Consider the following 25,378-nt stretch of genomic DNA (forward strand, 5'->3'; position numbering starts at 1 on the left):
GCCCGGAATCCATAACCACGATCGGGGGTATGGATTCCGGGCCCGCGCTGCGCGCGTCCCGGAATGACTCAAGGAAACAGGGAGAGAAATCAATGTCAGACCGACTGAAGGGAAAGCGCGCTGTTGTTACCGCCGCGGCGGCGGGCATCGGGCGCGCATGCGCAATCGCATTCGCACGTGAAGGCGCCACCGTGATCGCCACCGACATCAATGAAAGCGGCATCGCCACTCTCGGCAAGGAAGGCGTCGCCGAGACGACACGGCTCGACGTTCGCAACACGGCCGAGGTCAACGCGTTCGCCAAGCGTGTCGGCAAGATCGACATCCTGCTCAATGCTGCGGGCTTCGTCCACCACGGCACTATTCTGGAGTGCTCCGACGAAGATTTCGATTTCTCGTTCGACCTCAACGTCAAATCCATGCACCGGACCATCAAGGCGTTCCTGCCTTCGATGCTGGCGGGTAGTGGCGGCAGCATTGTCAACATCTCGTCTTGCGCGGCGTTGCGGCCTCCGGCCAACCGCTATGTCTACAGTGCGTCGAAGGCGGCGGTCTCGCTGCTCACGCGCGCGGTTGCGCTCGACTTCATCACCCAGGGCATCCGCTGCAACTCGATCTGCCCCGGCACCGTGGAGACGCCTTCGATGCTCGATCGCGCGGCCGCCGCGGGCCCCGATGGACGCGAGAAATTCGTTGCCCGGCAGAAGATGGGCCGGCTCGGCACCGCAGAGGAAATCGCGGCGATGGCAGTCTATCTTGCAAGCGACGAAGCCGCATTCACCACTGGCGTCGACATGGTCGTCGATGGCGGCTTCATGCTCTGACATTCCCGCGATCAAAGGCTCTCAACATGAACAAGATCGATCTCAACAGCCGCTGTGCCGTCGTTACCGGCGGCGCGCAGGGCTTTGGCCGCGCCATCACCGAGCGCCTTGTCGCCTCCGACGCGAAGGTCGCGATCTGGGATTTTGACCTGCCGCTGGCCGAAAAGACCGCCAAGGCGATCGGCGACAACGTGACCGCGATCAAGGTCGACGTCACCGATCCGGCCGCCGTGGACGCCGCGCGCGACGCAACGCTGAAGGCGTTCGGCAAGATCGACATCCTGGTCAACAATGCCGGCATCGCCGGAATCAACAAGCCGGTCTGGGAAACCGACCTCGACGAATGGCGCAAGGTGCTGCGCATCAATCTCGACGGCCCCTTCATCGTCTGCAAATCGATCGTGCCTGCGATGATCGGCCAGAAATACGGCCGCATCGTCAACATCGCCTCGATCGCCGGCAAGGAAGGCAACCCGAACGCCGCGCATTATTCGTCGTCGAAGGCCGGCCTGATTGCGCTGACGAAATCGCTTGGCAAGGAACTCGCGCGGCATGACATTCTGGTCAATGCGGTGACGCCGGCGGCGGCGAAGACCGCGATCTTCGACCAGATGACGCAAGCGCATATCGACTTCATGCTGTCGAAAATCCCGAAGGGTCGCTTCGTGCTGGTCGAAGAACTCGCTGCGATGGTGGCGTGGCTGGCCTCCGAAGATTGCGCGTTCTCGACCGGCGCGGTGTTCGACATCTCCGGCGGTCGCGCGACGTACTAGCGTCCCCGCGGCTGACGGAGCGCCGCCACCAGATGATCGGCGAGCAGCGATGCTGCTCGCGAAAGGTTTGCCGCGCGGTGCAGGCGGATTTCCGCGCGCGGCAATCGCGGCATGCCGTCGCGCGCGGTCAGGCGTCGCAGCGACGGCGGAAACGTGCCTGACTTGACCACAGTCACCGCCAGGCCTTGCGCCGCAATCGCCTCGACAGCCGCGAGGCTATGGCTGACAAAGGCAAGCCGCCACGGCCGGTTCGCTTCATCCAGCGCCTGCATCGCCCAGCTCCGGAACAGGCATCCGTGCGGATAGAGTGCGACCGGGAGCGGATCGCGTTGCTCGACGCGATGCTCGGCACTCGCGGCCCACACCGCCTGCTCCGTTCGCAGCAACTCGCCCTCGCCGCGTCCTTCCGGATGCATGGCGATCACGAGGTCGTAGGCTTCGCCGAGCCGGCCGGTCATCGTGGACGTCAGCCCGGTCTCCATCTCGACATGGATCAGCGGATAGTTGGCGACAAAGCCCGCCAGCAGTGGCGGGACGAGCAAGGTCCCATAGTCGTCCATCACGCCGAGGCGAACGCGCCCATCCATTCCATGCGCGCGCACTCGGCCGACCGCTTCGTCGTTGAGGCTGAGAATGCGCCTGGCGTAGCCGAGCAGCCCCTCGCCGGCCGCGCTCAGATCGACATTGGCCTTGGTGCGGTGAAACAGTTCGGCCTGCAGCCGCTCCTCGAGCCGCTTTACCTGCATGCTGACCGCCGACTGCGTGCGGTTCAGCGCCGAGGCGGCGCGGGTGAAGGAGCGATGGTCCGCCACCGCGACGAAGGCTTGCAGGAGATCGGGATCCAGGACCGGGGCACTCATCACGAACTGCGATTTGATCTATCAACAATATTCCATTTCTTGATTAGCTCCCGTTCCCTAGCTTGCGCAAGCGAAACCAAGGGATCGAACGGAACGGGCGACGCTTAATGGGTGAAACTTGGGGAGTGTTGGCGGCGGTGCTGTCGAGTACGCTCGGTGGAACCTCGATCGGGGCGACGCGGTTTCTGGTCGGCACCATCGATCCCCTGGCGATCGGCTCGTTCCGGTTCGGGATTGGCGTTCTGCTGTTGCTGCCGCTCGCGCTGTCAGGGCTGCGGAACTGGCCGCCGCGGCGCGACTGGCCTGCCGTGGCCGGCCTTGGGCTGCTGTTCTTTGCGGCGTTTCCGATCCTGTTCAACGCGTCGTTGATGTCAACGACGGCGGCGCGCGGCGCGCTTGCGCTGTCAACGTTGCCGCTGCTGACGATGGTGGTCGGCGCCGCGCTCGGGAGCGAGCCGCTGACCGCCCGAAAGACCACAGGCGTCCTCATCACGATCCTTGGGGTTTCGATGGCGCTACTGTCCGGCCTCGCCACCGCGCCGCCGGGCGCATGGCGTGGCGACCTCTTGATGGTCGCCGCCGCCCTCTGCATGGCCCTTTACAGCATCTGGTCAAAGCCCTTCATCCGCCGCTCCGGGCCAATTCCCTTCACCACGCTGGCGATGGCGGCCGGCGCCGTGGTCCTGATCTCAGCCTCGCTGGTCCACGGCAGCTTCACGCCGGTTGCGGATTTCGGTCCACCGCAATGGTTCGGCGCGATCTATCTCGGCGCGTTCGGCGCTGCGCTGACCTTCTATCTCTGGGCCTTCGCGCTGGAGCGGACCACACCGACGCGGGTCGCGATATCAGTCACCGTCAACCCGATCGCGGCCTCGCTGGTCGGAGCAGTGCTGCTGGGCGAGCCGCTGCGCTGGAATCTGATGGCCGGGATCGTCACCGTCTTCGTCGGCATCTGGATCGCCACCACCCAGCCGCGGGTGACGCGCAGCGAGGCTGTCGCCGCGCCGGACGTGCGTTGACGACAAGCCCGGAACCCGCGTCAAATTGCCGGCGTTTGCCGCAAAAGCCGTTGTAAATCCGTGCTAGCTTGATTGCCCCAAAGCGAATCCAAGGCGGCGCGAATTGAACGTTTCCCTTTATGGCGTCTCCGTCTGGGTGCTGCCACTGATCATCGCGATCACCTTCCACGAGGCCGCGCACGGCTTTGTCGCGCACCGGCTCGGCGACAACACTGCCTGGCAGCTCGGCCGCGTCAGCTTCAACCCGCTCAAGCACATCGATCCGTTCGGCACGATCATCCTGCCCGCTGTGCTGCTGCTGGCGCAATCGCCGTTCCTGTTCGGGTACGCCAAGCCGGTGCCGGTGAACTTCCGCAACCTCAATCACCCCAGGCTCGACATGGTGTGGGTCGCGCTGGCGGGCCCGGTGACCAACATCATCCTGGCGACCGCGGCGGCGCTGGCATTCCACGCGCTGCCATTCGTGCCGGCAAATGCCGAACAATGGACCGCGGACAACCTGAAAAACGCGTTCCTGATCAACATCGTGCTCGCGATCTTCAATATGCTGCCGATTCCGCCGCTGGACGGCGGCCGGGTCGCGGTTGGGCTGCTGCCGCGGCCGCTGGCCTATCCGCTGTCCCGGCTGGAGCCCTACGGGATGCTGATCCTGATCGCCCTGTTGATCCTGCTGCCGATGGTCGGCACCCGCTTCGGCCTAAATCTTGATGTTATTTCGACAATACTGCGAACACTGACCGGCTATGTGATCCAGGCCCTTCTCCTTATCACCGGGAACACGTAGCTCTATTTCAGGTGGGAACGCGTCGAGGCCATGGTGATCAAAGCTGCCGATATGCTGATTGCGCGACGCGCCGACACCCGTGCGCGGGCTGACTTTGCGACCTGGCGGATGATGGCCAAGCTGAACGGTGCCTCCGCTTTGCCGCCGGAGGCGCAGACTTTCCTGACGAGCTATAAGAAGCTCTCGGAAAAGATGGAAGACGCCGAGGCGAGCGAGGCCACGATCCAGCTGATGTACCGCAGCTACTATGCCGAGATGGGCGGCGCCGGCGCAGCGCCGGAGGTTCCTGCCCGCGCGCGCGAACCGGTCACCGACACCGGAACCGTCACTGCCTTCCGCCGCCTGCCCGCCAAGCCGAAGCCGGGCGCATCCGGCCTGAACGCCAAGCGTCCGCTGCCGGTCGCGCTGATCTTCGTCTGCCTCGTCGTGGTGTATGTGGCGATCCGGTATTACTGGCGGTAGCCGCTCCCTCCACCCGCCTGGCGCGGCTGCTTCCCGTCATTGCGAGCGAAGCGAAGCAATCCATAGCGGCACAAGCGGCAATATGGATTGCTTCGTCGCTATCGCTCCTCGCAATTGACGGCTGTGGCGCTTTCGCTGCATTTCCCCACCCCACGGAATATCGGACGTTTGGCCGCGCTTAGCTAGGCGGGGAACCGAATGCCGGGCATAGTCACAATACAAATCAATTCACTCAAAAGAGCATTTGGAGGGGCAATGAAGCGTTCGATTGCAGCATTGGTTTTGACCACGAGCCTGGTATTTGCGGGCGCCGCGCTGGCGCAGACGATGGACAAGGTCGTCAAGGTCGGCAGCCTCGGCGATCAATCCGGCCTCTATCAGGACATCGGCGGACCCGGCTCGACGATCGCGGCGCAGATGGCGATCGAGGATTCCCGGCTGCTCGCCAAGGGCTGGAAGATCGACGTCATCTCGGCCGATCACCAGAACAAGCCCGACATCGCCGTCAACATCGGCAAGCAGTGGATCGACGTCGAGAAGGTCGACGTGTTCGTCGATCTCGCAAGCTCGGGCGTGGGGCTTGCGATCGCCAACCTTGCCAAGGACAAGAACGTCGTCAATCTGAACTCGGGCTCGGCCTCATCCGACCTCACGGGCGCGCAGTGTTCACCGAACACGGTGCACTGGGTCTACGACACCTACATGCTCGCCAACGGCACCGGCAAGGCGCTGGTCAAATCCGGCGGCGACAGCTGGTTCTTCCTCACCGCGGACTACGCGTTCGGCCAGGCGCTCGAGCGCGACACGTCGGCGGTCGTCATCGCGAATGGCGGCAAGGTGCTCGGCAGCGTCAAGCACCCACTCAACAACGCCGACTTCTCCTCGTTCCTGCTGCAGGCGCAGAGCTCAAAGGCCAAGATCGTCGGCCTTGCCAATGCCGGCGGCGACACCACCAACGCGATCAAGCAGGCGGCCGAATTCGGCATCGTCGCCGGCGGCCAAAAGCTTGCAGGCATGCTGATGTTCATCACCGACGTCAACGCGCTCGGCCTCAACGTCGCGCAGGGCCTCAACTTCACCGAGACCTTCTACTGGGACATGAACGACCAGACCCGCGCCTTCTCGAAGCGCTTCATGGAACGCTTCAAGAAGAACCCGCCGACCATGGTGCAGGCCGGTGTCTATTCGTCGCTGATCCATTACTTCAAGGCGCTGGAGGCGCTCGGCGGCAATCCGCATGACGGCCGCGCCGTGGTCGCCAAGATGAAGGAGCTACCGACCGACGATCCGCTGTTCGGCAAGGGCTCGATCCGCGCCGACGGCCGCAAGATCCACCCGGCCTATCTGTTCGAGGTGAAGACACCGGCGGAATCGAAATATCCGTGGGACTATTACAAGCTGGTCGCGACCATCCCCGCGGACGAAGCCTGGCTGCCGCTGGAGAAGAGCGTCTGCCCGCTGGTGAAGAAGAGCTGACCCAAGCGTCATTCCGGGGCTCGCGAAGCGAGAACCCGGAATCCATCGGGCGACCCGTTCAATGGTGAAATGGATTCCGGGTTCGCGACTTCGTCGCGCTCCGGAATGACGGAAAATTCCGAATTCTCGGAGCCTCAGCTCTTGTTCTTGACGCGGAAGATCACAGGGAGCGTGAAGCTCAGGCCTTCGTCGGCGACGAGCGGCGGCGGCGCGGGAACGGGATCGGAGCGTTTGACCATCGCAAGCGCGGCCTCGTCGAACGCGGCATCGCCCGATCCCTTCTCGATCGCCATATCGAGCACGTGGCCGACCCGGTCGAGCGTGAAACGGACATAGATCTCGGCTGTCTTGAGGGCGCGGTCGGCGGGATATTTCTTGTGCTTGTCGAGATGCGCCATCAGCTCCTTCTGCCAGGTGGCGCGCACGCGGCGGGCGGTGTCGCCGGTGCCGAGCACGGGCGCGACCGATTTCTGGCCCTCGGGGATCACCTCGGAGCTCGGCGTCGCGGTCGCCTCGGCCGCAATCGATTCCTGCGATGCGGCAGTCTGGACCGCGGCGACCTTCTGTTCCTCTTCCTTCGGCTTCTTGTTGTCGTTCTCGGTCACCACCCGATCAGCGTCTTCGGTCTCGGTCGGAGTGTCCTTGGGCAGATCGGTTTCCTTCACCTCGGCTTTCTGCTCGACGAGCTGCGGCGAGGCCACGGAGGCGTCGGTGTCCGGACCCGGCGGCAGGTCGGTCGCCTCGCGATGCACGGCGGCGAGATCGATGCCGACTTCGATCGCCGAGGCGCCAAGCGCGTCGTCGTCGGGCTCCTCGGCCTGCAGACTGGTGAGTGCGAGCGCGGCGCCGCCGAGATGAAGCGCGAGCGCAACCACCGCGGCAGATACCCACAGCATCCGGGAGGGCTTCTGTTCGAGATCGGACATCGGCATCAGGCCTTCGTCATGGGTTCGCTGTCGCCGGCGCGCCCTGCTGCGCCGCGGCGTCCGGAACCCCCTCCAGCGTCACCAGCTTGATCTTGGAATAGCCCCCCGCGCGCAGCATTTCCAGCACGTCCATCAGCTCACCATAGGGGACCGCACGGTCCGCGCGCAGGAAAATGAACTTGTCCTTGCCCATGTCGGCCATGCCGTCGAGCGTGCGCACCAGATCGACCCGCTTGACCATGTTCTCGCCGATCGCGACCGCGAGGTCCGGCTTGATGCTGACATAGGTCGGCTTGTCCGGCTTCTTCGTCGGCGTCGCCGTCGAGGTCGGCAAATCGATCGGCAAGTCGACGGTCGAGAGCGGCGCGGCCACCATGAAGATGATCAGCAGCACCAGCATCACGTCGATGAACGGCGTGACGTTGATCTCGTGCGATTCGGCGAATTCGTCGTCGCTATCGTTGTCTGCGAGCGAAACTGCCATCGCCTACTCCGCCGCCGCGCGCGCGCGAGGAACCTCGCCATGGGTGCGATCGAGATCGCGCGACAACAGACGCCCGGCGGCGCCGGAAGCGCGGCTGACCAGTTCCAGATAGCCCTTCGTGACGCGCGAGAAGTGGTTGTAGATGATCACGGCGGGGATCGCCGCGACCAGGCCGATCGCGGTCGCCAGCAGCGCTTCGGCGATGCCTGGCGCGACCACGGCAAGGTTCGTGGTTTGCGACTTCGAAATGCCGATGAAGCTGTTCATGATGCCCCAGACGGTGCCGAACAGGCCGACAAAGGGCGACGTCGCGCCGATGGTGGCGAGCAAGCCCATGCCGAGCCGGATACGGCGGGCCTCGGAGCGCATGATCTCGGCAAAGCTCGAGGCCGCGCGTTCCTTGATGCCGCTGTCGCTGGAGATCCCGGCCGACAGCCGTCCCTCACGCATCGCGGCCGCGATGAAGGACGACAAGACGCTGCCCTTGGCGCCGAGCGCGAACTGCGCTTCCGCCAGCGACCGCGCGTCGCTGATCTTGGCGAGCGCACCGCGCAGCTTGTTCTGGACCACGGTCAACTCGATCATCTTGGCGATGAAGATCGTCCAGGTGACGAGCGAGGCGAAGGCAAGGCCGATCATGACGGCTTTGACGATCACGTCGGCCGACATGAACATCAGCCACGGCGACAGCTCGTGCATGCCGGTGCTGGTGGACTTCAGCGGCTTGCTCTCGCTATCCGCCGGTGCCGCGATCGCCTGCGGCGCGGGTTCTGCCGACGGCGCAGCAGCGGGCGATGCGGGCGCCTGCACCGGCGCCACGGCTGCCGGTGCCGGTGGGGCCTGCGCTTGCGTCGGCGCGGGAACTTGTTTTGGCGCGGGAGGCGGGGCCTGTTGTGCCGACAAGGGCGACGCGAGCGACAGCATCGCCAGTGCCAGGATCAAACAACGGGAAGCTCGAAACGGTGACATATTCATACTTCGGCCCGGGAACTGGATCATTCAATCATGACGAATGCATCAGGTCAGCTGCGGCCGGTGCCTGATGCCGAGATTGCGGCCGCGACGCGTCAACGCCGGCCAACGTTGTCAGGCGACGGGCGGAGCGCGAGGTTGGAACGCAGCGTCGGCGCACCCCAGATCGACCGACGTCGCGTTGGTGATCAAATAGGCGAACTCGGCAGCCTGAGGCGCCGGCAGCAAGGGCGATGTCGCCGATAGCGTCGCGTTGGCGAGCGCCAGCACGGCGCAGATCGGGCAATCATCGGCGAGCCCATCGTCGGAATGATGGCCCGCGGGCGTCTTCAAGCGGACGACCCAGGATGCGACCGCATCCCAGGCGTCGTGCGATGTATGTGTTACCGTAGCGCGAACGACGTGCCGCGGGGCGTCCCGGGCTGCCTGCGCAAAGCTTTCGTGGAGATGTCCGAACGACAGCACAAACTGAATTGCGAGCGCTAACAGCGCGAGCCGCGAACCCTGTCTGATGTTTGCTCGGAACCACTTCATGTCGACATGCGCCTTGACCGGGACGTCAGCTGATAGGCCGGAACCCCCGATGTTACAATATAACATCCTTGGATCAGCACCTAGCGAAGTCTTCATACCTCGGCCCAGTGGCGGATCAGGTTGTGATAGATGCCGGCCAATTTGACCGTTTCGGGGTCATCACGTCCCAGTCGCTCCACCAAGGCCTGGATCGCCGTATCGAGATCGAAGATCAGGCTGCGCGCGTGTGCATCTCGTATCATGCTCTGCAGCCAGAAAAAAGACGCAACCCGCGTCCCCCGCGTGACCGGCGTGACCAGATGCAAACTGGACGCAGGATAAAGTACCAGATCGCCCGCCGACAGCTTGATTTCGTGGGATCCGTAGAGGTCTTCGATGACGAGCTCACCACCATCGTATTCATCCGGCTCCGATAAAAACAGCGTGACCGACAGGTCGGTGCGGATCCGCAGGCCCGTCAGCTTGTCGCCGCGCACGGCGTTGTCGACATGCAGGCCGAAATGGTGCCCGTCGCTGGCGGCGTAGCGGTTGAACAGGGGTGGAAAGATTTTCAGCGGGATCGCCGCCGAGATGAAGCGCGGGCTCGCCGACAGCGCCGACATGATGCGGTTGCCGAGCTGCCGCGCGACCTCGCTGTCGGGCGGCAGCTGCTCGTTGCGCTTGACCAGCGCGGAGGCCGCGCCGGCGGTCGAGCGGCCGTCCTCCCACGCGCTGGCGTCCATGATGCGGCGGAAGTCCGCCACATCGCTTTTGCTCAGGACATTTGGAACGCATATCAGCATCGCGCCGCCTTGATGCCTCCGTCAGTAACGTGCGGAGAGCACGAACGCCACGGTACGCCCGGGTGCTTCCAGAGTGAATGGCGCCGCACTCTGATAAAACGCGGTGTAATAGAGCTTGTTGAAGATGTTGTTGACGAACAGCTTCGCAGTCCAGTTCTTGTCGATCTTGGCCTCCGCGAAGCTATCGAAACGCCAGAAGCTCGGCAGCGACGTGCCCTGGTTTGCCGCAAGCAAGGTGCCGCCATACATCTTGGAACGATAGACGGCCTGGCCGCCGACCTCCCACCTGTCGTCGATCTTGTATTTGCTGAGCAGGCTGAACGACTGATTGGCGATGTTGGCCAGCGGCAGCCCCACGTTTGAGCTGTACAATGCGGGGTTGGCCGGGGCGACCAGCGACTTCGTCACCTCCGACTTCATCAGCACGAGGCCGCCGAACACGCTCCATTTGTCAGTGATCTTGCCGGCAACTTCGAGATCGATGCCGCGGATCTGATAGGCTGCCCCGGCAGTGATGCAAGGCTGCGTGCCCCCTATCGTAACATTATATGGGCAAGTTGCCGTCTGGTTTGCTGTTGAGGTCACGTTCACCGACTCTCGCGCATTGGTGACGTTGGTCTGGAACAAAGCGCCGCTTACGAGCAAATGGCGATCAAACAGCTCCCATTTGTTGCCGACTTCGATCGCCGTGTTCTTCATCGGCCCGAATATCTGGTTCGAGCCACCGTTGAGGACAGGCGCAAGCCCTCCATAAGCTGCACTGGTACCGTCAAATTCGGCACCAACCGGGTTGGATGATGTCGCATAGGCGACATAGATGCTGGTGATCGGCAGTGGCTTCAGCGTCAGGCCGAGATTGAAGTTCGGCATGCCAGACTCCGCGGCCTGCGACCCAAAGACACCCGCCGCCTTGCCTGATGTCCCGTAACCGCTAGCCTTGATGTTGTAGTCATCGAAGCGGATGCCGCCATTGAGGATCAGCAGATCGCGGTAATTGGCGGAATCCATCAAATAGCCGCTCGTCGTGTCGATCGCGATTTGCGTCGGCTTGCCCGTGAGCGCGGGCTGCGACGTGGGCAGCGCGAATGTGAATTGCGGATTGGTGATGCTCACATTGGTTGCCGAGCCGGTGGCGTTGTTAACCACACCGTTGAGGCTCTCCCCGTTCAGCCCGGTATACGTATCGATGCTGGAGGTTTCACGCGAAACCTCGACGCCGGCCACTGCGGTGTGGCGCCAGGGTCCGGTATCAAACTTGTAGGTGAACTCGCTCTGGTTGGCGACGACATCCGTGGGCTGATAGCGGCTCAGCGTGTTGGCGGTCAGCGTATTCGCTACAACGTTGGGCGACTCCGGAATCGTACCGATGTAATTCAGCAGCGACTCCGAACCCCGAACCTTGTTGCTGAAGGTCAAGTCGGGAGTGATCTTCACTTCGGCATTGACGGTGGCGATATCCTGATGGACCTCGAAGAAATCGCGGTTGACGTAGCCGTAGAAATTATCGCGATTAACGCCATATTCCGGTGCCGGGCCGCCGGCGGTGGTCGTATATTGACCGAGGGCGTTGGTGGGTCCCGTCCGCAGGTACGGCACGCCAAAGTCTGGCATTCCGTAGATATCGGTGTGAACGTAATCCGCGGTCACCTTCACCGCATCGACCGGCTTCCAGGTCAAAGCCACAAAGCCGCCACCGCGATTGTCAGTGATAAAGCTTCGGCCTTCAACGCCCGCATCCTGGTACACGCCGCCGGCCCGAATGGCCAATGTCGGGCTGATCACCTGGTTGACGTCGAGCGTGACGCGCTTGGTGTTGTCGCTCGCGTACGTCGTGTCCATGTTGTAAAATGACTTCTCGGTGGTCGCCTGCTTGGTCACGATGTTGATCGCGCCACCCGTCGTGCCGCGGCCGGCGAATGACGAGCCGGGACCACGCAGGATCTCGACCTGCTCGGTGAAGAAATTCTCACGGACGCTGACGCCGGAATCACGAACGCCGTCGATGAAGACGTCGTTGCGGGTATCGAAGCCGCGGACGAAGAAGCGATCGCCAAAGGCGTTGCCGCCCTCACCGGTGCCGAGCGTGACGCCGGCGGTGTTCAGGACCGCCTGCTTCAACGAAGTGGCGTTTTCGTCCGCCAGCACTTCCTTCGACAACACCGTAATCGTCTTCGGCGTGTTCAGGATCGGCTCGGGGAATTTACCGGAGGCCTGGACGTGGTCGACCTTGTAGGGCGCAGCTGCATCCGCATAGGGATTGCGGTCGGCAGAAAGACTGCCGGCGTTCGGGAACGGCACCGGGGCCTGCTGCGCCTGCTGGTTGCGGCGCGCGGCGCGGCGCAGCGCGGTGCGGGCGCGGACCTGGTCCGGCGAAGGCTGAGACGTAACAGGACGCGGGCGAGCGACCGGGGCATCGACCGTCACCGGCGGGAGGTTGGACTGCTGCGCTTCAGCACCCGAAAAGGATGCCACCGCGATCAGGCCTGCGACCGCGGAAACCTTCGTGCCGGAATAAGTTGTTTGATCGTTGGCCGAGCCCATGACCGAGTCGAAACGCAGCGACCTCGGTGCCTTCACCGTGTTCATTTCCAAACGCCCCCAAAAAAGCAAGCTCATCTGCGACATCGCAGTGCGACGAACTGTCTCTATCGGTTACCGAGCGTGAAATTTTGGGTCAATGCGATTGCTGCAACAGCGCGCTTGAATCGCCATAATTCAAAGCGATTCTAATCTGCAGTCTGCAATGGTTCTAAATCTACTTTGTAAGCGTTCTAATAATCGTTCTAAATTATTGCACGCCGCTTTGAGCAGCTTCGCAAGCACTGCTGGATGCATACCAACCGCTTCAACGTTGGCCGCTTCACTCGGTGCTTGGCGGCTTCATTAGCGAAAACAGCTCGTCGACGGTTCGCTGCGCGACTTGCCGCACCTGCTCGGTGTTCTCCATGCCGGCGATGTTGACGCCGCTCACCACCGCTCTGATCTCGTCGCGGAAGTCGGTGAGGAAGCGCAAGGGATCACGCTGCTCGTTGGCGACCCGCGCGATCAACCCCGTGACCAGGATCTGACACGCCATCATGCGCCCGTTCAATTCATCCATCGCGGCCCCCTCGTCTCGCAACACCGATGTGCGCGATATGAACGACATCATGCCGCGTTTCAACTGCACTGCATCAGCCGGGTGACGCGAGCGGATCGAAAATGGCGTTGCGCGACGAGGCGTGCGCTATTTCGCAGCGATGCGCTCGGGTCCCTCGCCGAGAGTCTTGATGCGATCCTTGACCTCGCGAAGCGTGGCGAGCCCGCTTTCGACATGCTCGGCCGGCACGTCGCCCAGCACGTCGCTCGCGATCGCGTCGCGCAAGCTGTCGAGGTCATCGACGAGCTGGCGTCCGCTCCTGGTCAGGAAAAGCCTGTTGGCGCGACGATCCCTTGGATCAGGCCGCCTTTCCAGCAGGCCGTGCTCGACCAGACGATCGAGCAGCCGCACCAGCGAGATCGGCTGCAGCTCGAGGACATCGGCGAGATCGACCTGGGAGAGCCCCTCCTGCTCGCGCAGGCGGAACAGCACGATCCATTGGGCGCGGGTTGTCCCTCGCGCCTTGGCGCGATGATCGATATAGTTGCGCAGCAGCCGCGAGCTTTCGACGAGCTGGGCAATGAACTGGCGTTTGAGATCCTGCGACATAGGGGTCCCCGGAGCGTTCCCAAGGCGTTTGTTTCTGTTCGTTTCTTGCCTAAACCTTTCCAAATGTTTAGGATTCTCAAGTCGTAGTGTGTTTACACATTAAGTGCACGCATATTATATCCGCAAGCTCTGGGAACCGTTTCGATCACCCATTATTGCTTGCGCAACCCAAGAGTCCGCATGTCGAATTCACGTACCATTGGTTGGGTCCTGCTGATCGCCGCGGTCGGCGGAGCCGGTTATTTCGGCTGGCAGAAATACACAGACAACAAGCTGGCTGCCGAGGCCGCGCAAAGGCGCGCCGCGGTGCGGCCCGCGGTTCCGGTCAAGACCGCACCGGTCGAAAAGGCCGATTTCCCGGTCTACCTGCTCAGCCTCGGCACCGTGCAGGCCTTCAACACCGTCCAGGTCCGCACCCGGGTCGACGGCCAGATCACCAAGATGGCGTTCAAGGAAGGCCAGTTCGTCAAGGCCGGCGACACACTGGTGGAGATCGATCCGCGGCCCTATCAAGCCGCCCTCGACCAGGCCAAGGCCAAGAAGGTCCAGGACGAGGCCAATATCGCCAACGCCAACCTCGATTTGCAGCGCTACACCAAGCTCGGCGAGTTCGCCACACGCCAGCAGCTCGATACGCAGCGCTCCACCGTCGCCCAGCTGACCGCCCAGATCGCGGCCGACGACGCGGCCATCTTCAACGCTGAGACCCAGCTCGACTATGCGACGGTGAAGTCGCCGATCGACGGGGTCGTCGGCCTGCGACTGGTCGATATCGGCAACATCGTCAACGCCGCGACCCAGACCGCGATCGTCACGATTACCCAGATCGAGCCGATCACGGTAATCTTCACCGCGCCCGAGGACCAGTTGCCTGATATCAAGGCCGCACTTGCCGTGGCGCCGCCGAAGGCCATTGCCCTGTCGACCGACGGCAAGCGGGTGCTGTCCACCGGCACCCTGGCGCTGATCAACAACCAGGTCGACACCACGAGCGGGACTATTCGGCTGAAGGCGGTGTTCGACAACAAGGACCATGCGCTGTGGCCAGGCCAATCGGTCTCGACCCGGCTGCTGGTGCGGACCTTGAAGGATGCCGCCGTTGTCCCTGACGAAGCAGTGCAACATGGCACCGACGGCCTCTACGCATTTTCGGTCAATCAGGAGAACAAGGCTGAGCTTCGCAAGATCAAGGTCAGCCAGTCGGTCGATGGCAAGTCGGTGATCGACGACGGTCTTTCGCCCGGACAGCAGGTGATCACCGGAGGCCAGTACAAGGTCTCGCCGGGAACCCTGGTGACCACGGCGGTAGCGAGTTCGGATCAGCCCAAGGATCAGCTCAAGGCGAAGGTTACGCAGGAATGAGCGACGGAATTTCCGCACCCTTCATTCGCTTCCCCATCGGCACCTCGCTGATGATGGCCGGCATTCTCTTTGTCGGTCTGGTCGCCTACCCCCTGCTGCCGGTCGCGCCGCTGCCGCAGGTCGACTTCCCAACCATCCAGATCACCGCGTCGCTGCCCGGCGGCAGCCCGGAAACGATGGCGACCTCGGTCGCCCAGCCGCTGGAGCGCCAGTTCGCGCAGATTCCCGGCATCGCGCAGATGACCTCGACGAGCTATCTTGGAACGTCGGCGATCACGATCCAGTTCGATCTCAACCGCAGCATCGACGGTGCCGCCAACGACGTGCAGGCCGCGATCAACGCGGCGAGCGGCCAACTGCCCAAGACCCTCCCGTCGCCGCCGACCTATCGCAAGGTCAACCCGGCGGATTCGCCGATCATGCTGCTGTCGGCGACCTCCGACACGCTGCCGCTGATCACGGTCAGCGATTCCGTCGACGCCCAGCTTGCCCAGCAGATCAGCCAGGTGTCCGGCGTCGCGCAGGTCCTCATCGGCGGGCAGCAGAAACCGTCGGTCCGCGTCCAGATCGATCCGGCCAAGCTGGTCGCCAAAGGCCTGTCGCTGGAGGACGTCCGCAACGCGATCAACATCGCGACCGTCGACAGTCCCAAGGGCAATATCGACGGCGACACCCGCGCCTATACCATCTATGCCAACGACCAGTTGCTGACGGCGTCGCCCTGGAACGATGTCATCATCGCCTACCGCAACGGCGGGCCGTTGCGGATCCGCGACATCGGCCAGGCGGTCGATGCGGCGGAAGACGCCAAGCAGGCGGCTTGGGCCAACGGCAAGCGTGGTGTGTTCCTGGTCGTCTTCAAGCAACCGGGCGCCAACGTCATCGACACCGTCGACAAGATCAAAGCCTCGTTGCCGCGTCTCGTCGCCGCCATTCCGCCCGCGATCAAGATCGAGGTCATCAGCGACCGCACCACCACGATCCGCGCCGCGGTGGAAGACGTCCAGTCCACCCTGCTCCTGACCATTTTCCTGGTGGTCATGGTGATCTTCGTCTTCCTGCGCAGTTTCTGGGCAACCGTGATTCCGGCCGTGACGGTGCCACTGGCGCTGCTCGGCGCCTGCGCGCTGATGTGGGTGTTCGGATACACGCTGGACAATCTGTCGCTGATGGCGCTGACGATCGCGGTCGGCTTCGTGGTCGACGACGCCATCGTGATGCTGGAAAATATCAGCCGCTACATCGAGGAAGGCGAAAAGCCGATGGCCGCGGCCTTCAAGGGTTCGCGCGAAATCGGCTTCACCATCGTTTCGATCAGCATCTCGCTGGTCGCAGTGCTGATCCCGCTGCTGCTGATGGGCGGCATCATCGGCCGCCTGTTCCGCGAATTCGCGGTGGTGCTGGCGATGACGATCTTCGTCTCGATGTTCGTGTCGCTGACGTTGACGCCGATGATGGCGTCGCGCTTCCTGCGCGCCCACAACGAGGAGAGACATGGCCGCTTCTATCAGCTCAGCGAGCGCGGTTTCGACGCCATGCTGCGCGGCTACGAGAGCGGTCTCGACCTCGCCATGCGCTGGAAGCGCACCACGCTCATGGTGTTCTTCGCAACGCTTGCGCTCTCGGTCTATATGTTCGTGGTCATCCCGAAGGGCTTCTTCCCGCAGCAGGACGTCGGCCTGATCTCCGCGACGTCGGAAGCCAACCAGGACATCTCCTTCGCCGACATGAAGCGGAAGCAGGAGGCGCTTGGCAAGATCGTGATGCAGGATCCTGCGGTGGCAACGGTGGCGATGAACATCGGCGGCAGCGGCCGCGCCGGCAACAACGGCAACATGTTCATCACGCTGAAGCCGTTGAATGAGCGCGATGCGAACGCCCAGCAGATCATCGCCCGCCTGCGGCCGAAGCTGGAGAAGGTCGAAGGCGCCCGGCTGTTCATGCAGGCCGCGCAGGACGTCCGCCTCGGCGGCCGCCCGACGCGCACCCAGTTCGAATTCACGTTGCAGGACGCCAACCTTGCCGAGCTGAACGAATGGGCGCCCAAGATCCTGGGCAAGATGCAGACGCTGTCAGGACTGCGCGACGTAGCGACCGACCAGCAAACCAACGGCACCACGCTCGAGCTGAAAATCAATCGTGACACCGCCTCGCGCTACGGCATCCAGCCGCAACTGGTCGACGACACGCTCTATGACGCGTTCGGCCAGCGCCAGGTGACGCAGTACTTCACCCAGCTCAACAGCTACCACGTGATCCTCGAAGTGCTGCCGGAGCTGCAGGGCGCGATCGACACGCTGAACAATATCTACATCAAGTCACCGGCCACCGGCGACCAGGTGCCGCTGTCGGCGTTTGCGAAATGGACCAGCGTGCCGGTGCGGCCGCTCTCGATCAGCCACCAGGGCCAGTTTCCGGCGATTACCATCTCGTTCAATCTGGCTCAGGGCACAGCCCTCGGTCAGGCGACGGAAGCGGTGCAAAAGGCGATGGTCGAGATCGGCGCACCGCCGACGCTGAGCTCGAGCTTCCAGGGCACTGCGCAGGCGTTCCAGCAATCGCTGTCGACCGTGCCGCTGCTGATCCTGGCCGCGCTCGTGGTCGTCTACCTGATCCTCGGCATTCTCTACGAAAGCTACATCCACCCGATCACGATTCTGTCGACCCTGCCCTCGGCCGGCGTCGGCGCGCTGGCGATCCTGATGGCTGCCGGCTTCGACTTCAGCCTGATCGCGCTGATCGGCATCATCCTCTTGATCGGCATCGTCAAGAAGAACGGCATCATGATGGTCGACTTCGCGATCGCCGCCGAGCGCGACGAGCACCTGGAGCCGGAGGCGGCGATCCGCAAGGCGGCGTTGCTGCGGTTCCGCCCGATCATGATGACGACGATGGCCGCCATGCTCGGCGGCGTGCCGCTGATGCTCGGCACCGGTACCGGCTCGGAAATCCGTCAACCGCTCGGCTACGCAATGGTCGGCGGCCTGATCGTCAGCCAGGCGCTGACGCTGTTCACCACCCCCGTCGTCTATCTCTATCTCGACCGGCTCTCCAACGCCTTTGCGAGTTGGGGCCGCTCGTCGCGCGCCGATGACCACGCGGATCACGGCGAGGACGGTTCGGTCAAGCAGGCCGCCGAGTGACTTGACTTTGCCCTTCTACCGGCACATCCGAAGGGCGTTCCTTTCGGAGTTGCTGCCGTGAAGATTGTCGCAAAGTCGCTGTTCATTCTGTTTGCCGTGTTCGGTGCGGCCGGCCTCGGCCACGCCCAGACCTCCAAGGCCAAGACGGCACCGGCTCCTTCTCCCGCCGATGCCGCGCCCGCCGCCAATCCCGGCTGGGTCGCACGCTGCACCTCTGCAAGCCGAGACGCCCCGCTCGAATGCGCGATGGAGCAGACCGCTGTTCTCAGCAAGACCGGCCAGCTTGTCGTGCTGGTCAATATCCGCATCCCCGGCGACACCCGCGCGCCCGTCGCGCTGATCCAGCTGCCGCTCGGGCTGAACCTGCCGATGGGCGCCAGGCTGCAGGTCGACGAGGGCAAGACCGTCGACGTACCGGTGCAGACCTGCGAGGCACGCGGTTGCTATATCAACACCCCTGTCGGCGCCGACATCCTCGCCGCGCTGAAATCGGGCAAGCAGTTGAAGGTATCGTTCCAGAACCTCTCCAAGGAAACGATCACCATCCCAATGCCGCTCGCCGATTTCGCGACAGTGTACGAGAAGATCAAGTAGTTGCTCACAAGGATGGGTGGAGCGAAGCGATACCCATCGATCGTGCCGCTTGAAGGTGATGGGTATCGCTTCGCTCCACCCATCCGCGTCAGGCCCACGCGCTGCGCGCAAACATTGCGCGCGCCGGGTGCCGCGTCTCATGGGCCGAAATAAGTGTCCTCGACGGACCGCCATTCCGGGCTTGCGGAGACGATCGTGAGTGCGCGATCGAGCGGCCGCTTCAGCACCGAATCCATCGGCAGCGCAAACGCCATGTAGGCAGGCGCCAACACGCCGTGCGGCGGCGCAATCGCATCGGTAAAGCGCGTCCGCGCCAAATATTGCAACGCACCAATACTGTTGACGACGCCATCCAACTTTCCGGAGGCAACGGCATTGAGGGCATCGGGGAGATTCTCGAACCTCTGATAGGCAAGGTGTTGGCCGTCGAGATATTCAGCGCCCGACGACGCCGAGACGGCGCCGAGCCGCTTGCCTGTGAGGTCGCTGGTGCGGTTCGCGACCATGCCCTCGACACGGCTCACGGTGATGCGCGCGATCAGATTGGTTGTCAGCAGCGAGACCAGCACGAGGCTTCCGACCATCCAGACCACGGCAAGCCCGCGGCCCAGATGTGTCTTCGGCGTCTTGTCGCCATAGCCGACCGTGGTCATCGTCACGACGGCCCAGTACACGCCCTCATGCCATGACGTCACGGCCGATGCGGCCTCCGATGTGCTGTCTTTCGCACGGGATCGCTCGAACCACCACATCAGCACGCCGATCACCGCCAGCAGCACAAGGATCGCGACGATCAGCAGGCCAACCTCGCCGGCGGCCGCGCCGTAGTCATAGAACGCAGATGCGGCGTCGGTTCGCTTGGCGAACACCGCGGCGGCACCGGACCGATGCGTGGGATAGGAGAAATCCACCCGCGCAAGCCGTTCGGGCGTGATCGTGATGGCGCCGATCCCGACATCGTAGGTGTGCCGCTCCAGCCCCGACAGCACATCGTCCATCCGCGACACCAGTGTCAGTTCATACCGCCAGTGGCGATCCTCCGCGACGCGACGCCAGAGATCGACGCTTGCTCCCGTGAACAGCCCGTCGCGATCCCGCCCGCCATAGGGCTCGACGTCATAGACCGCGACGTGCAGGGGCGGCGGCGTGCCGGGCTCTGCTGCCATCCCCGCGCTGGCGAGCACGAGGAGAATGAGCAGACAAAGGCCCGCCCGTGCGGCAGCGATGCGACCGACAATGTCGCGGCAATTGATGAAACAAACAAAATCCATACGGCACGATAGCGCCCGTCGATGACGGATATTTCTGCCCCAGCGGAGCAACCGACATCCTCACCGTGTGGCGCGCCGCTTGAATGCGATGAGCATGACGCAGGCTACGTTGGCGAGGTCATCGCCGATCGCGGCAACATCGCCGGCGCGGATGCGACGTCCTCGCACGTGGTCACGGCACTCGTTGCGTCGGGTTTTTTCGAGGGCGGCCACACCATGTGGCGGATTGGCTGGGGAACTAGGATTCGAACCTAGACAAACAGAGTCAGAGTCTGTTGTGCTACCGTTACACCATTCCCCAAGAATTGCTGCGGTATCAATGGCTTAGCCGAATGACTTGGCAATCTTGTTGCGGTAGAACGCATTCCAATCAGCGCCCGCAAGTGCGCCCTTCTACCCGCTTGGTCCCCGGCTTGGCAAGCATTGATGGCGGAGATTTGGGGCCGGAAAACAAGGGGCAAATCCCCCACGCCTTTGTCGGCCCCCATTGGCCGGTGCGTCTCGACCCAACACCAATCAAGAGCGCCGGTCATTGCAGCGGCGGCAAACGCTGAATGCGTACACGACGAAATCCGCCGCATCATCAGCGACGCGGATCGTCTTGAACCTGATATCGACAGGTGCAACCAATGCGCGGCTGCCACGGTCCCGGGGACATCTCGATGAAGACGTCGTTGACACTCGCATTCCTGATGCTAACGCCGGCCGCGGCCTGCTGGGCCCAATCTGCCGAGAAGCAGGCATGCAACGCCTCGGTCGACATCACCGATACCGATCCAAAGGGCACCAATGTGCGGGCCACGCCGGGCGGCGCGGTCATTGCGTCGCTGAAGAATTCCAGCAGCGACGGCTGGATCGAAGTGCATCTCACCGGCCAGCTCGGTGACTGGTACGAAATCGACCGCGCGAAGCTCCGCGGTGCCGATCTGCCTGCCGGAGAGAACGTGATCTTCCGCGGCCATGGCTACCTGCACAAGAGCGTGCTCGGCGTCAGCGGCCTACAGAACGGCGGCGCCATCTACAGCAATCACGACACCGGAAGCAGCCCGATCGATCTCCACGCGGCCGGTGACCAGCAGGTTGACTTGCTGGGCTGCTGGGGTGAATTTCTCAAGATTCATGTCAAGATCGGCACCGGCTGGACCAGGCAGGTCTGCACCAATATGAACACGACCTGCGCCTGACCTTTTCGATCCCGCGTCTTCCAAAGAAAGTTTGAAGATGACGTCGCTGGAGCGTTTTCGAGCGAAGTGGATACCGGTTCGGGCTGGGAAAACGCGTCAAAATAAGAATCTAGAGCCCCGTTCCGATTTCATCGGAATGGAAATGGCTCTGGCCGCGGGCCTGATGTGCCTCGCACTGACCATCGCGCCGGCTTTGGGCGCCGACTACGACACGACCGAAAAGTCACCGTTGGTTGAATTGCATCTGCTTGTGCCCGAGACGGCAATGTCCATCGCGCCGCTCAAGCAAAAGATCCTGGCGCTGTACAGGGCCGACGCAGCTCAGGCCAAAGCCGACGCCAAGCAGGACAAGGAAGACAACCCCGGCTTCCATCCCTACAGCATCGACACGATCTGGCGTGTGACGTTCGAGAACGAGGCGGTGGTGAGCCTGTCAGGCGACACCAATGCCGACACCGGCGGAGCGCATCCGAACCAGGCCTTCCAGACCGTCGTCTGGGACAAGAAGGCCAACCGTGCCGTGCCGATCGAAGCGCTGTTTCAGCCGGATCAGGTCAAGTCAGCGCTATCAGCCATCGCCGATGCCGCCGGCAAAGCCTGGACAGAAATCTACACTCAGCGCAGCGGTCAGAGCCCAGGCCAGGATACCGACCGCGCCGGCAACGGCATCGCCGCCGATCCCGAGAAGCTCAAGCCCTATGCGTTGACCTACGCCAAGGGACAGACGGCGGCCAATGGCATCGTGCTGCTGTACGGCGCCGGGCAGATATGGCCGCATGTGCTGGGCGATTTTCGTCTGGCGGTGCCGGTCGCCGTGTTCGCGAAATATCTCACGCCGCAGTGGAAGGACGTCTTCACCGCAGGCTGACCGACCCGTGGCTACCGCTGCATCTGCATGATCTGATCCATCGGATCGCGGCAGCCGCTCACCAGACGCTGTCGCATTCCGAGCCACCGCCGTTGAGAATGGGATGGCAGTCCATTCCGCGGCGGTTAACCCAGTTACCATCGCGAGCCATGCTGCGGTAGATCCAACCCTGACTGCGCATGCATTTCTTGTACTCGGCCGATGTCGGAACGCCCAACGGATCGCCGATTTGAAGGTCGCAATATCGCGCGGCGGCGTGGAGCTGGGAATCGCTCTGCGGGGGATGGGCTGCTGTCCAGTTTGTCGTGTCGGCCTGCGCGGCAACGACGCCGCTCAACAACAGCATGGCCGCAACAAGAAGGCGTTTCATGATCTCTCCTCCTCCAACGTATGTTTGCAGACATGCGTTGCCGGCGGAGGTAGGCCGGTTCAAGAAAGCCCGATTACAAATTGGATAGGAGAGACGGTTACCGCAGCAGAATGACGTGGAAATGGAAATCGGCCCTTAGCGCTGAGTTGCCCGACGGCGCAAGGCCTCTCGACAAAACTATTTCGCTTTATCCGAACCGCAACTCGGTGTATGAATCTCCCCGTCCCACCCGATTGAGGGGCGAGCGCACGTCACGAACGCGCGGTGGGATGCGGTGGACGCCGAGCGTGCGACTGACGAGAGCGCGCAAGGCGGACGGTGAAATCGTGTGGTCCCGACGCCCCAGTGGCAGGCAAAAGTTCGTGAGGAGCAAGCGCCTCTCGCGGATGACGGTGACAAAAAAGCCCGGTCGTCGCCGGGGAGAGCACGTATAAGCCGTAGCCCATCGCGCAGGGAAAGCCGGAGTGCCTCCGCTGAACCTGTATGCTCGTGTGCGTTTCTTTCTCTCACTTTGCACACGAGACCGCGGGTGCAGCGTGCACCCGGCTTTCCCTGCGCCCTCTATTCGATGAGGGGGCGAAACGAAGTGCAAAGCTCGGACGATCCATGTCGCGAGAACGTAAAACTGCGTCCCCATCCACAGATGTCATCGCCCGGCCTGTGCGCAATTGCGCACATGGACCGGGCGACCCAGTACGCCGCGGCCCATCGGCTCAAGCACAACGGCCTCTGGAATACTGGATCGCCCGCATGCGCGGGCGACGACACCGAAGATGACGATGATTACGCCGAAGGCCAAAGCCAACACCTTGTCGCGCGGCGCCCACGATCGCACGCGCCCCAATCGTTAATGCGATCTTAGTCCGATTTGAATAAGTCTATCAAAAATCGAAAACCCAATGGATTTGGACGATGCGCATCAGTCGGCTCTTTGCAATGTCGATGCTGTCGGTGACGGTGCTGACCGTCATCCTCGGCACCGAAGTTCTCATTCCGCAGGCCCGTACATTTGCGGGGAAGTCCGAGGCGATCAAGGCGGTCGAGGCGTTCGGAACGGTCTTGGCCGCCGGCCAGCAGGTCGCCGGCATCCGCGCGCCCTATCTCAGCCCGCTGTTTCAGGACGGTCCCGCCACGCCGGCACAGCTCGAAACCATCACCAAGTTCAGGCAGGCGACAGAGGTGGTGTTTGCGAAGGCGCGTGCCGCCGTCAGCGGTAGCAATGACAGCGCCGTCATCCTGGACGGCCTGAGGCAGGCGGCCAGCAAGCTCGATGATCTCTGCACGGCCACCGATCGCGCGCTTGCCGTCCCGCTGAGCGCGCGCGACCCCAACGTCACAAAAGGCTTTCTGCCTGGTATTGCCGACGTCACCGCGACCATCGACCCGATCCTGAATCGCCTCGAAAACCAGGTCGCCGCAGCCGACGCATCGCTGACGGCGCTGTTGAACATCGCCCGCACCGCGCAGGACCTGCGCGTTTCGGCGGGCAGCCGCGCGGCCACGATGTCGGCCGCGGTCGGCACGCGCCGTGTCCTGACCGCGGCCGAGCTCTCGACGATGGATCGCAGCCAGGGCCGCGTCGAGGTGGACCGCGAGAGAATCGTTGCCGGCATCGATCAGCTCGGCAATCCGGCCCGGCTGACGAAAGTGTTCAAGGAGGCGTCCGACGCCTATTTCGGACGTGCGGCACTTGTGGTCGATAAGGAACTGCCGGCGGGGCGCAGCGACGGCAAATTCGGCATCACCACCGAGGAGCTCGCTGCTGGAACCGTCCCGGCGCTCATGACCATTCTCGGTCTGCGCGACGTGGCGCTCGCCGAGGCCGCGGATCGCGCAGGTGCTGCGCGCGAGGATGCGTTGCTGATGCTCATGCTCGCGGGCGCGGCCGTACTGGCACTGCTCGGCGTGCTTGCCGGCGTCACCGTGATGCTCCGTCGTCGCGTGATCGTCCCATTGGCGACGCTGACGGAGTCCGTGGGTCAACTTGCCGCCGGCCGCCACGACGTCAGCATTCCATCAACCGGCCGCGACGATGAAATCGGGTCGATGGCGGGCTCGTTGCAGGTCTTCAAGGACGCGCTCATCGCCAAGAAGGGTGCCGACGAAGCCGCCGCATTGGAGGCGGAAGCCAAGATCCAGCGCGGGCAACGTGTGGACAGCATCACCCGCGAATTCGAGGCCGTGGTCGGCGATATCGTCAATGTCGTGTCATCAGCCTCGAGCAAGCTCGAAGCCTCGGCGGACGCGCTTTCGGCAACCGCCGAGCACTCAAGCGAGCTCGCCACCACGGTTGCCGCGGCCTCCGAACAGGCGTCGACCAATGTCCAGTCGGTGGCCTCGGCCACGGAGGAGATGACGTCGTCGGTCGACGAGATCAGCCGTCAGGTTCACGACTCGGCGCGGATTGCGAAAGCCGCCGTCGAACAGGCCCATCAGACCAACGATCGCGTCGGCGAATTGGCCAAGGCCGCAGCCCGCATCGGGGACGTTGTCGAACTGATCAACACGATTGCGGCGCAGACCAATCTTCTGGCGCTGAATGCGACGATCGAGGCGGCGCGCGCGGGCGATGCGGGGCGCGGCTTCGCCGTCGTGGCGTCGGAAGTCAAGGCGCTGGCCGAGCAGACGTCCAAGGCGACCGACGAGATCAGCCAGCAAATCAGCGGAATTCAGTCCGCCACCCAGGAATCCGTCGGCGCGATCAAGGAGATCGGAAACACCATCGCCAAAATGTCGGAGATCGCATCGACGATCGCATCCGCGGTGGAGGAGCAAGGCGCCGCGACGCGGGAAATCTCCCGCAACGTGCAGCAGGCCGCGCACGGCACTCAGCAGGTTTCCACCAGCGTTGCGGACGTGCGCCGCGGAGCCAGCGAGACCGGGGCCTCTTCCGCAGAGGTGCTCGCCGCGGCCAAGTCGCTTTCGAGCGAAAGCGGGCGGCTCAAACTCGAGGTCGGCCGCTTTCTCGGCGCGGTGCGGACGGCCTGAGACGTTGCGACTAT

Annotated in this window: 23 protein-coding genes and 1 tRNA gene; 12 read left to right on the plus strand and 12 right to left on the minus strand. The window is 63.2% G+C overall.

Features of this window, described 5'->3' with window-relative positions; all coding sequences use genetic code 11:
- Positions 1 to 92: 92 nt before the first annotated feature.
- Positions 93 to 824, plus strand: a complete 732-nt coding sequence (locus UP09_RS03690; protein WP_044536642.1) for an SDR family oxidoreductase — start codon at positions 93 to 95, stop codon at positions 822 to 824.
- Positions 825 to 850: 26 nt separating this feature from the next.
- The gene (locus tag UP09_RS03695) at positions 851 to 1,597 is read left to right on the plus strand and encodes an SDR family NAD(P)-dependent oxidoreductase (protein ID WP_044536643.1); all 747 of its coding nucleotides are present in this window, start codon (positions 851 to 853) and stop codon (positions 1,595 to 1,597) included.
- On the opposite strand, the gene UP09_RS03700 is transcribed toward UP09_RS03695, so the two are convergent.
- On the minus strand, positions 1,594 to 2,457 hold the full coding sequence (locus UP09_RS03700; protein ID WP_044536644.1) for a LysR substrate-binding domain-containing protein: 864 nt from the start codon (positions 2,455 to 2,457) through the stop codon (positions 1,594 to 1,596). The two genes, UP09_RS03695 and UP09_RS03700, sit on opposite strands and share 4 nt — an antisense overlap.
- Before the next feature lie 107 nt (positions 2,458 to 2,564).
- On the opposite strand from UP09_RS03700, the gene UP09_RS03705 reads away from it, so the two are divergent.
- From UP09_RS03705 to UP09_RS03720, 4 genes are all read left to right on the plus strand, one after another.
- Positions 2,565 to 3,476 (plus strand): DMT family transporter, encoded by a 912-nt coding sequence (locus UP09_RS03705; protein WP_044536645.1) that lies wholly within the window; start codon positions 2,565 to 2,567, stop codon positions 3,474 to 3,476.
- Between the two features lie 103 nt (positions 3,477 to 3,579).
- Complete coding sequence (locus UP09_RS03710) at positions 3,580 to 4,260, plus strand: site-2 protease family protein (protein ID WP_044536646.1); 681 nt, start codon at positions 3,580 to 3,582, stop codon at positions 4,258 to 4,260.
- A gap of 30 nt (positions 4,261 to 4,290) precedes the next feature.
- Positions 4,291 to 4,722 (plus strand): hypothetical protein, encoded by a 432-nt coding sequence (locus UP09_RS03715; protein ID WP_156164431.1) that lies wholly within the window; start codon positions 4,291 to 4,293, stop codon positions 4,720 to 4,722.
- A gap of 255 nt (positions 4,723 to 4,977) precedes the next feature.
- Positions 4,978 to 6,198, plus strand: a complete 1,221-nt coding sequence (locus tag UP09_RS03720; RefSeq protein ID WP_044536647.1) for an ABC transporter substrate-binding protein — start codon at positions 4,978 to 4,980, stop codon at positions 6,196 to 6,198.
- A 134-nt stretch (positions 6,199 to 6,332) separates the two neighbouring features.
- Here the strand turns inward: UP09_RS03720 and UP09_RS03725 are convergent, their stop codons facing one another.
- The 8 genes from UP09_RS03725 to UP09_RS03760 all read right to left on the minus strand — a co-directional run bounded on the left by UP09_RS03725 (position 6,333) and on the right by UP09_RS03760 (position 13,584).
- Positions 6,333 to 7,130 carry a TonB family protein gene (locus UP09_RS03725; protein WP_044536648.1) on the minus strand — a complete coding sequence of 266 codons (798 nt, stop codon included), beginning with the start codon at positions 7,128 to 7,130 and terminating at the stop codon, positions 6,333 to 6,335.
- 10 nt (positions 7,131 to 7,140) lie between these two features.
- Positions 7,141 to 7,608 (minus strand): TonB system transport protein ExbD, encoded by a 468-nt coding sequence (gene exbD, locus UP09_RS03730; RefSeq protein WP_044536649.1) that lies wholly within the window; start codon positions 7,606 to 7,608, stop codon positions 7,141 to 7,143.
- A gap of 3 nt (positions 7,609 to 7,611) precedes the next feature.
- Positions 7,612 to 8,583, minus strand: coding sequence for a tonB-system energizer ExbB (gene exbB / locus UP09_RS03735; RefSeq protein ID WP_044536650.1), 972 nt, complete (start codon positions 8,581 to 8,583; stop codon positions 7,612 to 7,614).
- A 111-nt stretch (positions 8,584 to 8,694) separates the two neighbouring features.
- The gene (locus UP09_RS38920) at positions 8,695 to 8,913 is read right to left on the minus strand and encodes a DUF2946 family protein (RefSeq protein WP_156164432.1); all 219 of its coding nucleotides are present in this window, start codon (positions 8,911 to 8,913) and stop codon (positions 8,695 to 8,697) included.
- A 293-nt stretch (positions 8,914 to 9,206) separates the two neighbouring features.
- Positions 9,207 to 9,896 (minus strand): Fe2+-dependent dioxygenase, encoded by a 690-nt coding sequence (locus tag UP09_RS03745; RefSeq protein ID WP_044536652.1) that lies wholly within the window; start codon positions 9,894 to 9,896, stop codon positions 9,207 to 9,209.
- 21 nt (positions 9,897 to 9,917) lie between these two features.
- Positions 9,918 to 12,482: a TonB-dependent receptor gene (locus UP09_RS03750; protein WP_052832946.1), complete on the minus strand. Its 2,565-nt coding sequence runs from the start codon at positions 12,480 to 12,482 to the stop codon at positions 9,918 to 9,920.
- A gap of 274 nt (positions 12,483 to 12,756) precedes the next feature.
- On the minus strand, positions 12,757 to 12,996 hold the full coding sequence (locus UP09_RS03755) for a hypothetical protein (protein WP_044536867.1): 240 nt from the start codon (positions 12,994 to 12,996) through the stop codon (positions 12,757 to 12,759).
- Positions 12,997 to 13,122: 126 nt separating this feature from the next.
- On the minus strand, positions 13,123 to 13,584 hold the full coding sequence (locus UP09_RS03760; protein WP_044536653.1) for a MarR family winged helix-turn-helix transcriptional regulator: 462 nt from the start codon (positions 13,582 to 13,584) through the stop codon (positions 13,123 to 13,125).
- 180 nt (positions 13,585 to 13,764) lie between these two features.
- Here UP09_RS03760 and UP09_RS03765 point away from each other — a divergent pair, with 180 nt between their 5' ends.
- From UP09_RS03765 to UP09_RS03775, 3 genes are read left to right on the plus strand one after another with little or no spacing between them, the layout of a single operon-like run.
- Positions 13,765 to 14,946 (plus strand): efflux RND transporter periplasmic adaptor subunit, encoded by a 1,182-nt coding sequence (locus tag UP09_RS03765; RefSeq protein WP_044536654.1) that lies wholly within the window; start codon positions 13,765 to 13,767, stop codon positions 14,944 to 14,946.
- Positions 14,943 to 18,089, plus strand: coding sequence for a multidrug efflux RND transporter permease subunit (locus tag UP09_RS03770; RefSeq protein ID WP_044536655.1), 3,147 nt, complete (start codon positions 14,943 to 14,945; stop codon positions 18,087 to 18,089). Before UP09_RS03765 ends, UP09_RS03770 begins: the two co-directional genes overlap by 4 nt.
- A gap of 57 nt (positions 18,090 to 18,146) precedes the next feature.
- The gene (locus tag UP09_RS03775; RefSeq protein ID WP_044536656.1) at positions 18,147 to 18,683 is read left to right on the plus strand and encodes an invasion associated locus B family protein; all 537 of its coding nucleotides are present in this window, start codon (positions 18,147 to 18,149) and stop codon (positions 18,681 to 18,683) included.
- A gap of 137 nt (positions 18,684 to 18,820) precedes the next feature.
- Here the strand turns inward: UP09_RS03775 and UP09_RS03780 are convergent, their stop codons facing one another.
- Both UP09_RS03780 and UP09_RS03785 read right to left on the minus strand, forming a co-directional pair.
- On the minus strand, positions 18,821 to 19,849 hold the full coding sequence (locus tag UP09_RS03780; RefSeq protein ID WP_197082592.1) for a transporter substrate-binding domain-containing protein: 1,029 nt from the start codon (positions 19,847 to 19,849) through the stop codon (positions 18,821 to 18,823).
- 332 nt (positions 19,850 to 20,181) lie between these two features.
- A tRNA-Gln gene (locus tag UP09_RS03785) sits at positions 20,182 to 20,255 on the minus strand.
- A gap of 361 nt (positions 20,256 to 20,616) precedes the next feature.
- On the opposite strand from UP09_RS03785, the gene UP09_RS03790 reads away from it, so the two are divergent.
- A complete protein-coding gene (locus UP09_RS03790) occupies positions 20,617 to 21,138 on the plus strand; it encodes a hypothetical protein (protein ID WP_044536868.1) in 522 nt (173 codons plus the stop codon).
- A 142-nt stretch (positions 21,139 to 21,280) separates the two neighbouring features.
- Positions 21,281 to 22,006, plus strand: a complete 726-nt coding sequence (locus UP09_RS03795) for a PdaC/SigV domain-containing protein (RefSeq protein ID WP_197082593.1) — start codon at positions 21,281 to 21,283, stop codon at positions 22,004 to 22,006.
- Positions 22,007 to 22,064: 58 nt separating this feature from the next.
- Here the strand turns inward: UP09_RS03795 and UP09_RS03800 are convergent, their stop codons facing one another.
- Positions 22,065 to 22,376: a hypothetical protein gene (locus UP09_RS03800; protein WP_044536659.1), complete on the minus strand. Its 312-nt coding sequence runs from the start codon at positions 22,374 to 22,376 to the stop codon at positions 22,065 to 22,067.
- 912 nt (positions 22,377 to 23,288) lie between these two features.
- Between UP09_RS03800 and UP09_RS03805 the strand changes: the two genes are divergently transcribed.
- Positions 23,289 to 25,364, plus strand: coding sequence for a methyl-accepting chemotaxis protein (locus UP09_RS03805; protein ID WP_044536660.1), 2,076 nt, complete (start codon positions 23,289 to 23,291; stop codon positions 25,362 to 25,364).
- Positions 25,365 to 25,378: the final 14 nt, after the last annotated feature.

This window comes from Bradyrhizobium sp. LTSP885, from assembly GCF_000938305.1.
Classification (GTDB): domain Bacteria; phylum Pseudomonadota; class Alphaproteobacteria; order Rhizobiales; family Xanthobacteraceae; genus Bradyrhizobium.